This is a genomic window from Agromyces selenitireducens, assembly GCF_052748465.2.
In genome coordinates this window covers 260,952-274,009 of record NZ_CM188259.1, presented here as the reverse complement: position 1 = coordinate 274,009, position 13,058 = coordinate 260,952, and the positions used below count along the sequence as shown (strand labels likewise).

Below are 13,058 nucleotides of genomic sequence, written 5' to 3'. Positions count from 1 at the left end.
GTAGTCGCGGCATCCGTCGTCGCCCCCTCGGCCGTCAAGCCCCTCGCGCCCACGGCCGTCGCGCAGCCGCGATGCCCTAGATTCGAGCCATGAGCGGTGGGGACGAACAGGTGACGGATGCCGCGGGCGGCAGCAGGCGCGCCGCGGTGATCTTCAACCCGATCAAGGAGGGCGTCGAGGAGCTGCGCACGGTGGTGACCGGGATCGAGCGTGAGCACGGCTTCGGCCCGACGCTGTGGATCGAGACCACCGAGGACGACCCGGGCACCGGCCAGGCGCGGGAGGCCGTGGAGGCGCAGGTCGACCTCATCATCGCCGCGGGCGGCGACGGCACGGTGCGCGCGGTCGCCGAGGGACTCGAGAACACCGAGGTCCCCGTGGGCCTGATCCCCCTGGGAACGGGCAACCTGTTCGCCCGCAACCTCGAGATCCCCGTCAACGACATCCCCGCCGCGGCCGCGCTCGCGTTCACCGGGGTCGACCGACCGGTCGACGTGCTGCGGGCGCGCGTGCGCCGCCCCGACGGCGCCACCGAGAACGAGGTCTCGCTCGTCATGAGCGGCATCGGGTTCGACGCCGCCATGATCGCCAACACCGACCCCGACCTCAAGAAGCGCGTCGGCTGGCTCGCGTACGTCGACGCCGGCATCCGCGCCATCCCGAACTCGGCGCCGTTCCGGATCGCTCACCGCATGGACAGCGGCCGCACCCACCGCTCGCGCGTCGCGAGCGTGCTGATCGCGAACCTCGGCTATCTCCCCGGCAACATCGAGCTCATCCCCGAGGCGTCCATCGACGACGGCCGGCTCGACGTCGTGCGCCTGCAGCCCCGCAACTTCTGGGGCTGGCTGATGGTGTGGCGCAAGGTCGCGTGGGAGAACCGCGTGCTGCGCAAGAGCGCGCTCGGCCGCCAGCTCATCGACCTCACGGGCGGCAACAAGCGGCGCGAGGTGGTCTACGCCAGCGGGCGGGTCATCGACATCGTGATCGACGGCGGCCCGCAGGAGTTCGAGATCGACGGCGAGGAACGCGGCCAGATCACTGCTGCGCGCTTCACGATCGACCCGGAGGCGCTCGTGGTCCGCGTCGCCGAGCCGCCCAAGCCGAAGATCGCCGACGAGCCCGTTGCGGGCGAGCCGAAGGAGACGGTCGAAGAGGGCGACGACGAGGGCGACGACGTCGGGGAGACCGAGGAGATCGAGCCGCCCGCGGAGATCCAGGAGCTCGAGGAGGCCGAGGAGGCCGAGGCGACCGAGCAGAGCGAGCAGGCCGACAAGTAGGGCCGCTCAGTCCTCCTCGGGCTCGCCGCTCAGGATGCCGCGCAGCCAGTCGCGCGCCTCGATGAAGATGTCGTCCTCGTATTTCGAGTGGTACTGCGCCTCGCGTCGGTCGGCGCGCGGGTACGACCCGAGGAAGATGACCTTCGGGCTGAACCGCCGCAGGCCGAGCAGTGCGTCGGCGACGCGCTCGTCCTCCACGTGGCCCTCGAGGTCGACGACGAACCGGTAGCGACCCATCTCGTCGCCGATCGGGCGCGACTGCAGCAGCGACAGGTTCACGCCGCGTGTCGAGAACTGCTCGAGCATCGCCAGCAGCGAGCCGGGCTCGTCATCGGGCAGTTCGACGATGAGGCTCGTCTTGTCGGCGCCCGTGCGCTCCGGGACGCGCCTTGAGCGGCTCACGAGCACGAAGCGCGTCATCGCGTTGGGGTTGTCGCCGATCGACTCGGCGAGCACGTCGACGTCGAGGTGGTCGACGATGCCGGGCGGGGCGACCGCGGCATCCGCCAGGCCGTTCTCGAACAGGGATGCCGCGGCCTGCACGTTGCTCGTCGCAGGGATGTGGCCGTGCTCGGGCAGGTTGCGCTCGAGCCAGCCGCGCGACTGCGCGTAGGCCACGGGGTGGGCGTTGACGACGCGGACGTCGCCGAGCCCGGTGCCCGGACGCGCGACGAGCACGAAGTTCACCGGAACGAGGTACTCGCCCACGATCCGCAGGCCCGGCACGGTCGCGAGCGCGTCCTGCGTGGCGGACACGCCGCCGTCGACCGAGTTCTCGATCGCGATCATCGCCGCCGTCGAGCGACCGTCGACCACGTCGGCGAGCGCCTCCCCCACGTTGTTGACGCTCCGCCAGTGCCGGCCGGCGGCCTCGGGCACCTGCTTCAGCGCCGCCTCGGTGAACGTGCCGGCGGGCCCGAGGTACGAGTACGTCTCGTCGGGTCGTGGCGCTGCGGCATCCGTCATGCGCCCAGCCTAGAGCGCGGCCCGCGGCCCGCCGGCCCGCAGATCCCGGCGGACAGGTGCAGAATTCAGGAAGTGCGTGTGCAGAATTCAGGGAGGTCGCGACGCGCGATCGCCGCGTGGCGGGCGAATCGCCGTCCCGACCGGCCGGGCGGGCGCGACCGCTCCTGAATTCTGCACCTGTACTTCCTGAATTCTGTTCGGCGGGTCGGGGGTGGCGATGAGTGCGATGACGGATGCCGCGGCCCGGCGCCGCACGGTGCCGACCGACGCCGAGCGCCTCGCCGCGCTCGTGCGCATGAAACGGCTCGCGACCTCGCTGCTGCTCGTCGCCGCGGTCGTGTTCGCGGTCGCGTTCGCCCTGCAGGAGTCGGTGCCGTGGATGGGCTTCGTGCGAGCGGCCGCCGAGGGCGCGATGGTCGGGGCGCTCGCGGACTGGTTCGCGGTCACCGCGATCTTCCGCCACCCGCTCGGGCTGCGGATCCCGCACACCGCGATCATCCCCAACCGCAAGGACGAGATCGGTGCGGCGCTCGGCGCGTTCGTGCAGGACGAGTTCCTGCGCGACGAGGTCGTTCGCGACAAGCTGCGACGCATGGGCCTCGCGCGGCGCGCGGGCGAGTGGCTCCGGGAGACCGGGAACGCCGAACGGGTCGTCGCCGAGGCATCCGTCGCCGGACGCGGCGTGCTCACGCTGCTCGAGGACGACGACGTCGCCGACGTGATCGAGCAGCTCGCCCGCCGGCACCTGCTCGAGCCCGAGTGGGGCCCCGCCATCGGGCGGGTCGGCGCGCGGCTCGTCGAGGCCGACCAGCAGCGCGCGGCGGTCGACGCCGTCTTCGAGCGGGCCGAGTCGTGGCTCGCCGAGCATCCGGAGGCGTTCGGGTCGATGGTGTCCGAGCGGCTGCCGCGCTGGCTGCCCGGGTTCGTGGGCCGCGTGGTCGACGACCGCGCCCACCGCGAGGTCGTCGCGTTCGTGGCCGCCGTGCGGGAGGACCCGCGGCATCCGCTTTGCCTCGCCATCGACCGCTGGCTCGCCGAGCTCGCCGACGACCTGCAGCACGACCCGGACATGATCGCGCGCGTCGAGCGGCTGAAGCACGACCTCGCCGACAGCCCGCGCCTGGCCGAGTTCGCCGGCGAGGCGTGGGCGTCGATCAAGGAGACCCTGACGGCCGCGCTCGACGACCCCGGCAGCGACCTGCGGCAGCGCGCGCGGCGGGCGCTCACCGAGCTCGGCGGGCGGCTCGCGACCGACGCGCAGCTCGCGGCGAAGGTCGACGCGTGGGTGACGGATGCCGCGACCTACGTCGTGGGGCGCAGCCGGCACGAGATCGCGGGGCTCATCACCGAGACCGTCGAGCGATGGGACCCGACCGAGACCACCGAGAAGCTCGAGCTGCAGGTGGGCCGCGACCTGCAGGTGATCCGCATCAACGGCACGGTCGTCGGGGCCCTCGCGGGCCTGACGATCCACGCGATCGCGACGACGATCCAGTCCCTCGCCTGAGGGGTGATGAGCAGAATTCAGGAGCGAGCGCGCCCGCGACGCCTCCGCGCGCGCGAATCGCCGGCCTGATCGGCGCGCGCCCGCTTGACGTTCCTGAATTGCGCAAGCTCTGGATGCGGGAGCGCGCGAGGGGCAGGATGGGGGCATGCACGAGCGAGCAGGAACTCCGGCGACCGAATCCGACCTGATCGACGTGGAGGCCCTGCTCAGGGCGTACTACGACCTGCATCCGGATGTCTCGAGACCCGAGCAGCGCGTGGTGTTCGGCACCTCGGGCCACCGCGGGTCGAGCCTGAACACGGCGTTCAACGAGGACCACATCCTCGCCATCACGCAGGCCGTCGTTGACTACCGCAACAGCCAGGGCATCACCGGCCCGCTGTTCATCGGCGCCGACACGCACGCCCTCAGCGGTCCCGCGCAGACGACCGCGCTCGACGTCCTCGTCGCGAACGGCGTGCGCGTGCTGGCCGACCAGTACGACGACTACGTGCCGACGCCGGCGCTCAGCCACGCTATCCTGAAGTGGAACAACGACCCCGCGAAGCGCGCCGAGGGCGAGGCCGACGGCATCGTCATCACCCCGAGCCACAACCCGCCGCAGGACGGCGGCATCAAGTACAACCCGCCGCACGGCGGCCCGGCGGACTCAGACGCGACGAGCTGGATCGCGAACCGCGCGAACGAGCTCATCGCCGGTGGACTGCACGAGGTCAACCAGGCCGAGCCCTCCGCGGTCGAGACCTACGACTTCCGCGGGGAGTACGTGGAGGACCTGCAGGACATCATCGACTTCGACGCCATCAGGTCGAGCGGCATCCGGATCGGCGCCGACCCGCTCGGCGGCGCGTCGGTCGGGTACTGGGGCGCCATCCGCGACCGCTACGGCATCGACCTCACCGTCGTCAACGAGAAGGTCGACACGCGCTGGTCGTTCATGACGCTCGACTGGGACGGCAAGATCCGCATGGACCCGTCGAGCCCCAACGCGATGGCGTCGGTGCTCGCGAACCGCGAGGGCTTCGACATCCTGACCGGCAACGACGCCGACGCCGACCGCCACGGCATCGTCACGCCCGACGGCGGGTTGATGAACCCCAACCACTACCTCGCCGTCGCGATCGAGTACCTCTACACCCACCGTCCCGACTGGCCCGCGGATGCCGCGATCGGCAAGACCCTCGTCTCGAGCTCGATGATCGACCGCGTCGCGGAATCGCTCGGTCGGCGGCTCGTTGAGGTGCCGGTCGGGTTCAAGTGGTTCGTGCCGGGCCTCATCGACGGGTCGGTCGGGTTCGGCGGCGAGGAGAGCGCCGGCGCATCGTTCCTCCGCAAGGACGGCACGGTGTGGACCACCGACAAGGACGGCATCCTGCTGTGCCTGCTCGCGTCCGAGATCCGCGCGGTCACCGGGAAGAGCCCGTCGCAGCTGTACGCCGAGCTCGTCGAGCGCTTCGGCGACCCGGCGTACGAGCGAACGGATGCCGCGGCATCCGCTGCCCAGAAGTCGGCCCTCGGCAGGCTCGACGGCGACGCCATCACGGCCACGGACCTCGCAGGCGAGCCCATCGTCGCGAAGCTCTCGTCCGCGCCGGGCAACGGCGCGGCGGTCGGCGGCGTCAAGGTCGCCACGGAGCACGCGTGGTTCGCGGCCCGGCCGAGCGGCACGGAGGACGTCTACAAGATCTACGCGGAGTCGTTCAAGGGGCCGGAGCATCTCGCGGAGGTGCAGGCGGAGGCGAAGCGGATCGTCGACGCGGCGCTGCAGTCCGCCGGCTGACCGCAGGCCGGCGCCCGTCCCTCGCCGAGTGATGCAGGTCGCGCCGAGTGATGCCGTTGGAGCGGTATCCCTCGGCGCGACCTGTATCACGCGAGGGCCCGCACGAGGGGTGCGGCGGGCAGCGGCGGGCGGCGGGCGGCGGCCGCGGGCCGCGGGCGGCGGCCGCGGGCCGCGGGCGGCGGGCGGCGGCCGCGGGCAGCGGACAGCGGGCCGCGGGCAGGGCGGCGCGGGTCAGGCGGCCGACTCGGCGCTCTCGACGAGCGACGCGTACGCGATCTCGGGACCCGGGCGCGCGGCCTGCAGCGACGCGGCCGCATCGAGCCGGGCCCGCGCGCCGGCGTCGAGGTCGAGCACGCGGTCGAGGGCGGCAGCCAGCTCGTCGACGGTCGCCGCGTTCGGGTCGAGCGCGACCCCGAACCCGGCGCGCTCGATCGACGCGGCGCCGGCGAACTGGTCGGTCGAGAACGGCAGCACCACGAGCGGCACGCCCGCGCCGATCGCCTCGGTGACCGAGTTGTTCCCGCCGTGCGTCACCGCGGCCGCCGCGGCGTCGAGCAGCCGCACCTGCGGGAGGTACGGGCGCACGAGCCAGTCGCCGGGGAGGTCGCCGAGCTCCGCGGCATCCGTCGAGCCGGTGGCGACCGCGGCGCGCAGGCCGCGGACGCGCAGCGCGTCGACGACGCGGCGCAGCACGTCGCCTCGCACCGAGAGGAAGCTGCCGAAGCTGAGGTAGACGAACCGCCCTGCACCCGCCGACCAGCGCTCGATGTCGTCGTCGACGCGCTCGACCCGGCGCGCCGAGCCGAGGAAGCGGTGGGGCGGCAGCAGCGCCCGGCGGTCGCCGTCGGCGAGCTCAGCCGGGAAGTTGTAGAGCACGAGCGGCCCGTGCTCGGCGAACGCGTCGGCCGTGGGCGGATGCGACGGGGCGAGCTCGCGCGCGGCGCGGTTCCACTCGGCGGTGAAGCGCGTCGACACGCGCTCGCACAGCTCGCGCAGGCCGGCCAGCGCCGTCGGGTCGGGCCGGAACGCCGACGGCCACATGGGCGGGAACCCGTACACCTCGTCGCCGACGGGCAGCGCCGTCGGATGGCCGAGCACCACGTCGCCGTGGGGGATGCCGGCGGTCTGCAGTCCGAGGCGTGCGCTGAAGGCCAGGTGGTCGACGACGACCTGCTCGGGTGCGACGTCGTCGACGATGCGCTGCGTCGCCCGAGCCGCCTCGACCGGGCGCCACATGAGGTCGGTGAGCCGCTCGGCGGCCTGGTACGCGAGCGTGGGGACCGCGCCCTCGCGCGTGGCGGCGAAGAACCCGCGCAGCGACTCCCCCTCGTCGACGGGCTGCCGGTCGGCGGCGATGACACCCGGATTGCTGCCGCGGCCGAGCCGCAGGTCGACCCGCTCGAGGCCGAACTCCTCGACGATGCCCGCGGTCGCCGGTCCCGTCGCGACGACGACCCGCTCGCCGCGGTCGCGCCACGCTGTGGCGAGCGTGGCGAGCGGGAGCAGGTGCGACGCGTAGTCGGGGCTGATCACGAGCAGCGTCATGCGACCGCCTCCGCGCGCTGGAGGAGCTCTGCCTCGGCGCGCGCGACACCGTCGTAGACGCCGGCGAGGGCGTGCGACATCCGCCCGATCGTGAAGTGGTCGTGGACCATCGCGCGCGACCGGTCGGCGCGCGCCTCGTCGCCCGCCGCGGCCTCGCTCGCTGCGACATCGAGCGCCGTTCCGAGCGCGGACTCGAGGCGCGCTCGGTCCCACGTCGCCGTGAGGATGCCGGTGACGCCGTCATCGATGTACGTGGCCGGGCCGCCGCCGTCGGGAGCGACGACGAAGAGCCCGGTGGCCATCGCCTCGAGAATCGCGAGGCCGAACTCCTCCTTCATGCTCGCGCAGGCATACACGCCGCCGGGAGCGGCGAGGCCGGGCAGTCCGAGCCTCGCGGCGGCCATCCAGCGGGCCGTGACTCCGTTCGGGCGGTGGCCGGCGAGGAGCAGGCCGGCTCGGGCGCGGGCGGTCTCGGGCACGACGGCGTCGATGCGGTCGAGCTGCTCGCGCTCGTCGATCGACGGGTGGCGCAGGTCGCCGCCGACCACGAGCAGGTTCGCCCGCTCGGCGAGCGGTCCCGCGGCCCACGCCTCGACGAGGGCGGCCATGCCCTTGACGCGGTGCAGTCTGCCGGCGGTCACGATGAGCGGGAGTCCCCGCCGCTCGGACGCGAGCGCGCCGACGAGCTCGCGGAGGTCGGCGATCGCGGGGGCGGGCCCGGATCCGTGCGCGTGCGCGGACGCCTCGTCGACGGCGGCGTCGATCGTGGCGAGGTCGACGCCCTCGGGCACGATCGTGTGCCGCTCGGCGTGCGCTGCGAGATCGACGCCGACGAGACGCCGCAGGTCCTCCTCGAGTCGCGGTCGCGGGAAGACGACGGTGTGCGCGGCGTTCGCCGCGAGTCGCTGCACCAGTCGGGCACGGAACCAGAAGTGCTCGACGAGGTCGGCCCGCCCGAAGCCCTCGCGGGTGAGGCGACCGGAGCGGTCGAGCGACTCGATCACGGCGTGCGGGTCGGGTGCGAGCGAGAACACTGCGGGGATGCCGAGCTCGCGCGCGACGTCGGACGCGGCGAGGCTGCCGACGTCTGCCATGCGCAGGTGCAGCACGTCGACGCCGCCAGCGGCGCGCAGCACGCGGCGGATGGCGCGGCGCGCGACCACCCGCAGCGGCCAGGCCGCCGCGGACGGCATCGGGCCTCGGAGCAGCGGGATGCGCCCGTAGACGTGGCCGGCGCCCGAGGTGCGGAGGGACTCGAGGTCGGCCATCGCCTGCCGGACCGAACCGCGCGAGAGCGTGAGCACGCGACGGACGCCGGAGCCGGGATCGGCGACGAGCGCGTCGCCGAGCCGCACGAGCAGGGTCGCGATGCCGCCGTTGTCGCCCGAGCCGGCCGCGCTCAGCCCCGGGTCGATGTCGGCATGCAGGAACAGCTGCGCGACCGTGAGGCCCTCCCGGACCTCCTTCGGCCCGGCGGCGACCGCGTCGAGGTCCACGAGCGCGAGGCGGGCGACGTCGCCGAGCATCCCGTCCTCCGCCGTCAGGCGGTCGAGCACGGCGAGCAGGTCGTCGTCGGCGCGACGGTCGCCGAGCGCCGAGACCGCGGCGACGCGGACCGGATCGGGCTCCGCGGCATCCGTCGCCACCCGGACGAGCGCGGGCGCAGCGAGCGGGTCGCGCACGAGGCCGAGCGTCTCGACGAGTCGCGCTCGCGCCTCAGGCTCGTCGACGCCGAGCAGCGCGCCCTCGACGCCCACCACGAGGGCGTCGGCGTTCGCGTCGGACCACTGCTCGAGCGTGCGCTGCGCGAGCATGCCCGTGAACCCGCCGTCGACCACGGCGCGGAGCAGGGCGCCCATCGCGTCCGGACGCGGCAGGCCGGACGCGAGCGCCCACGCCGCGTGCTCGCGGAGGAAGGCCCGGTCGTCGGAGAGCAACCGGACCAGGAGACGGGCCGCCTCGGGGTCGAACACCCCTGCGAGCGCGTGCGTCGCGGCGATCGCGGTGAGCTCGTCGTCGCCCTGGAAGGCCTGCGCCAGGACGCGGACGGTGCGCAGCCCCGGATCGCGACCCGCCTCGAAGGCGAGGTCGTCGGCGAGGCGCATCGCGTCGACGATCGTCGGCGCGCCCGTCACGGCGTCGAGCGCGGTCTGTACCCCCACGGTGCCTCCCCTCGTTCGGCACGTGCGGCGCCGGGCGCCGCGGACGTGTCGTCCGTCCTGGGCGCCAGTGTCGCCCCCGCCGGATCATATTGTCGAGAGGTTGACGTTCGCCCCGGCTTGCTGGGAATCCGGTGGGGATCGCGGCGTCCGCTCGTTCGGGTCACCGCACCTGCGTAGGCGCTCAGCCGGCGAGCAGCGGGCGGCGCGGGCCGCTCGTGGGGCGGCGGTTGCCGATGCGGTCGGCGCGGTGCCGGGGGTGCCGGGAGTGCTCGTCGGAGGCCCGGACGACGAACGATGCGCGGGCGACCTCGGGGCCGCGTGCCGCCGTCGCGTCGGGCGCGCTGCGGTGCGACGTGGCGTCGCGATCGGCGGCGACCTCCGCGAGCAGGCGCTCCTCGACGAGCAGGCGGTGCTCCACGAGCGCGGTCTCGAGCGACTCCGAGCGGAGGCCCGCCTGCTCGGCGAGCTCGGCGGCGGGCCGTCGCTCCGCCTCCGTGTTGGCGCCGGGGAGCGCGAGGTCGAAGCGGGCGGCCGCATCGGGATCGGGCGCGCGGAAGGTGGAACGGCGGAACGCGGGGAGGAGGGGCTTACGGGGCACGATGGTCGGGGGGTTTCCGTGTCGGCATAAAGGGGGACACGGGAATCACATCATGCGGGCGTGTGAGGATGCCTCGCGGGCGCTGGGAACTCGATGAACGCTCAGGGGTAGACGGGCGCGGCCGGCAGGCCGAAGAACTCCTCGAGCGTCGTGATGCCCCGAGTGCGCATCTCCGCCGCGAGCTCGGTGCCCACGTACCGGAAGTGCCACGGCTCGAACTGGTAGCCCGTGACCGCCTGCTTGTCGGGCGGATACCGCATGATGAAGCCGAAGCGATGGGCGTTGTCGCGCAGCCACTGCCCCTCGGGCGTGTCCGCGAGGCAGACGTCGAGCGCGCACACACCGGACTCAGGCCCGATGTCGATGGCCAGGCCCGTCTGGTGCTCGCTGAACCCCGGTCGCGCGGTGAGCTCGTCGTCGCCGACGTAGATGTTCTGCTGGGCGCCGAACGACCGGTAGGCGCTGTTCGACGCGAGCGCGAGTCCGGCCTCCTGCGACGCGGCCCCGAACATCGCGACGACGGCGTCGGCGGCCTCCTGCCGCAGCAGCGGCTCCCAGGTGTGGGCGACGGGAACCGGCACGAGGTCGGCGGGCTCGTACTCGGCCGGCTGCAGCGGGCGCAGCTTGTCGACGACCACCCAGATGCTCGCGGGGTCGTCGATGGAGCGCGCGGCCATGTCGAACGCGGGCACGACGGGCTCGGGCGTCGGCGTGACCTCGGGCGAGGGGCGATGCGCGGTCGGCTCGGGCGTGGCGGCGACGGATGCCACGGGCGCGCCGTCGCCGGTCGCCTCGGCGCCTCCCGAGCCGGCTCCCGTCGCGAAGAGCGCGATGAAGGACCCCGCGATGAGGATGACGCTCAGGACCGATGCGACGACGAGCCGTCGACGCTGGACCTCCGGGCTCGGTTCGTTCCGTTCGGCCATCAGTCGGCCAGGCGCCAGTAGTACACCGCGGCCCCGGGGTGCTCCTCGGTGATCGCGACGTCGACATCGCGGTAGTCGCTGTCGAGCGTGTGACCCGCGAAGTAGACCTTCACCCCGTCGTCGCCGCGCTCGATGCGCGTGACGATGCCGGTGTGGTCGCGGTCGCCCGAGACGTCCCAGTCGAACTGGACGATGTCGCCGAGCTGCACCTCGTCCCTCCGGCTGTCGTCGAGCGGCGTCGCGAGGTCCGGCCGGGTCATGAGCCAGTCGCGCATCGCCGTGGAGCTGCGCCACGTGGGGCTCGACGCGTACGGGTCTCCGCCGTGGTACCAGTCGTCGTTCTGCTCCCAGCCGCGCACGGCGAGCGCCTGGCTGGTGAAGTTCACGCAGTCGTTGCCCTCGAGCACGCCCCACTCCTCGTCGTTGTAGTCCGACCAGTATGCGAGGACGTAGTCGAGTTGCGCCAACACGGCGGGATCCGTGGCCTCGTCGGTGACGTAGGCGGGCTCCTCCGGTGCCTCCGTCTCGGCGACGTCGGCGGTGCGCGGCACCGATGCCGCGGCGTCCGGCGAGGTCGCCTGCGGCGGCAGCGGCGGGATGCCCGCGCAGCCGGTGGCGCAGAGGGCGAGCCCGGCGGCGAGCCCGGCGACGAGGAGGGATCGGATCACGCGGGCCACGCTAACCGCGCCGGCTCCGAGGACGCCGGGAGCAGCATCCGCTGAGCCTGAGTGCTCGGCGGGTGAAGGGGGATGCCCGCGTCAGACGGCGGCGTTGCGTCGCAGGAAGACGAGCCGGAGCCCAGCGATCGCGAGGGGAACCAGCAGGATGATCGCCACGGCGTTGACGGCTGCGAATCCGCCGAGACCGAGCACGAGCCCCGAGAACGCAGCGGATGTCGCGGCCGCGACGTTCATCGCGGCATCCGTCGCCCCTTGCAGCGGCACACGCAGCCGCTCATCGACCGCGGTCGTGAGCAGGGTCGAACCGCCGATGAGGCCGGCCGACCAGCCGAGGCCGAGCAGGCCGAGGGCGAGCGGAACGAGCAGCACGTCGTTCGGCGCCAGGATGCCGATGGTCGTCGCCGCGACGAAGAGGGCCGCACCGATCGCGATGACCCGCTCCGAGCCGATGCGGTCGGCGAGCCATCCCATGATCGGGCTCGCCCCGTACATGCCGAGGATGTGGATGCTGATCACGATGCCCACGACCGAGAGCGACAACCCCTGCCCGACGATGTGCACCGGCGTCATGACCATGACGACGACCATGACCGTGTGCGAGCAGACGATCGCGAGGATCGCGACGAGGGCGGTGGGGTTGCGGACGGCGGCGCTGAACGCCCGCCACGCGCCGATGCGCTCGGCGACCGGGGGCGCCACCGGAACCGCGCCGGTGGCGGTCGCAACGCGCTCGGGCGCGAGACCGCCCGCCGCGGCGTCGGCGTCGGCGGTCGGGCCGGCATCGGGGCCCCCCGCGGGCTCGGCGGCGCCCTCCGGTTCGGGTCCCGAGCCGTCCGTGGCGAGGTAACCGGCCTTCGGGGTGCGCAGCAGGGTGGCGACGAGGATCGAGGAGAGGGCGAACGCCACACCCGAGAAGACGAACGGCCCCACGAGGGGAGGCAGGCCGAGTGAGCGGCCGAGATCGTCGCCCACCTGTGAGAGCAGTGGGCCGGCCACGGACCCGATCGTCGTCGCCCACAGCACGAGGGACATCGAGCGAGCCGCGAAGCCCGGTGCGGCGATCTCCGTCGCCGCGAACCGCGCCTGGAGTCCGGCGGCCGCCCCGGCACCGAACGCGGCGAGTCCGATGAAGACGAGCACCGGCCATCCGCCCGTCGCCGCGGCGATCACGAGCACGGCGCCGAGGAAGGCGCACGCGTAGCCGGTCGCGAGCGCGACGTGCCGCCCGGCGCGTACCGCGAGACGCGCGAGCGGCACGGCGGCGATGGCCGCGCCGAGCACGCTCGACGACATTGCGAGGCCGCCCAACGCGGTCACGTCGGTGAGGTCGGCGACGAGGATCGCGGCGAGTGCGAGTCCGGATGCGACGCCGACGCCGGCGAGGAGCTGGTTGACGATGAGCACGGCGAGCGACAGCCCGCGTCGCGACATCCGTTCACTCGCCTGCCGGCGCATGCGGCCAACTGTACTCGCGTGCGGGCGGGAGCGTCGCGGACGAGGCCCGGGGTCCCGGCCCGCTCGGCCGGTCACGTCTCGATAACGAACGGAATCGGTGAGAGCGCTCTCTTGACAACCCGCATTCGATGTCCCTAACATCGTGAATCGCATCGTGAG

At 73.4% G+C, this 13,058-nt stretch carries 10 protein-coding genes; 3 read left to right on the top strand and 7 right to left on the bottom strand.

Features of this window, described 5'->3' with window-relative positions; genetic code table 11:
• The first annotated feature begins 89 nt into the window (after positions 1-89).
• On the top strand, positions 90-1,280 hold the full coding sequence (locus tag ACULK4_RS01315; protein ID WP_445964123.1) for a diacylglycerol/lipid kinase family protein: 1,191 nt from the start codon (positions 90-92) through the stop codon (positions 1,278-1,280).
• Between the two features lie 6 nt (positions 1,281-1,286).
• Here the strand turns inward: ACULK4_RS01315 and pheA are convergent, their stop codons facing one another.
• A complete protein-coding gene (gene pheA / locus ACULK4_RS01310) occupies positions 1,287-2,246 on the bottom strand; it encodes a prephenate dehydratase (protein ID WP_445964122.1) in 960 nt (319 codons plus the stop codon).
• A gap of 217 nt (positions 2,247-2,463) precedes the next feature.
• Between pheA and ACULK4_RS01305 the strand changes: the two genes are divergently transcribed.
• Together ACULK4_RS01305 and pgm are read left to right on the top strand one after the other, a co-directional pair.
• On the top strand, positions 2,464-3,753 hold the full coding sequence (locus ACULK4_RS01305) for a DUF445 domain-containing protein (protein WP_445964121.1): 1,290 nt from the start codon (positions 2,464-2,466) through the stop codon (positions 3,751-3,753).
• Positions 3,754-3,898: 145 nt separating this feature from the next.
• Positions 3,899-5,533, top strand: coding sequence for a phosphoglucomutase (alpha-D-glucose-1,6-bisphosphate-dependent) (gene pgm, locus ACULK4_RS01300; protein WP_445964120.1), 1,635 nt, complete (start codon positions 3,899-3,901; stop codon positions 5,531-5,533).
• 231 nt (positions 5,534-5,764) lie between these two features.
• On the opposite strand, the gene ACULK4_RS01295 is transcribed toward pgm, so the two are convergent.
• The 6 genes from ACULK4_RS01295 to ACULK4_RS01270 form a co-directional block, all read right to left on the bottom strand.
• A complete protein-coding gene (locus tag ACULK4_RS01295) occupies positions 5,765-7,078 on the bottom strand; it encodes a nucleotide disphospho-sugar-binding domain-containing protein (RefSeq protein ID WP_445964119.1) in 1,314 nt (437 codons plus the stop codon).
• Positions 7,075-9,240: a glycosyltransferase gene (locus ACULK4_RS01290; protein WP_445964118.1), complete on the bottom strand. Its 2,166-nt coding sequence runs from the start codon at positions 9,238-9,240 to the stop codon at positions 7,075-7,077. The genes ACULK4_RS01295 and ACULK4_RS01290 overlap by 4 nt, the downstream gene beginning before the upstream one ends.
• A 181-nt stretch (positions 9,241-9,421) precedes the next feature.
• Positions 9,422-9,838 (bottom strand): hypothetical protein, encoded by a 417-nt coding sequence (locus ACULK4_RS01285; protein ID WP_445964117.1) that lies wholly within the window; start codon positions 9,836-9,838, stop codon positions 9,422-9,424.
• Positions 9,839-9,939: 101 nt separating this feature from the next.
• A complete protein-coding gene (locus ACULK4_RS01280; protein WP_445964116.1) occupies positions 9,940-10,764 on the bottom strand; it encodes a M15 family metallopeptidase in 825 nt (274 codons plus the stop codon).
• Entirely contained in the window at positions 10,764-11,432 is a 669-nt protein-coding gene (locus ACULK4_RS01275) for an amidase domain-containing protein (protein WP_445964115.1), read from the bottom strand. Before ACULK4_RS01275 ends, ACULK4_RS01280 begins: the two co-directional genes overlap by 1 nt.
• 90 nt (positions 11,433-11,522) lie before the next feature.
• Complete coding sequence (locus ACULK4_RS01270) at positions 11,523-12,899, bottom strand: MFS transporter (protein WP_445964114.1); 1,377 nt, start codon at positions 12,897-12,899, stop codon at positions 11,523-11,525.
• Between the last annotated feature and the right edge of the window lie 159 nt (positions 12,900-13,058).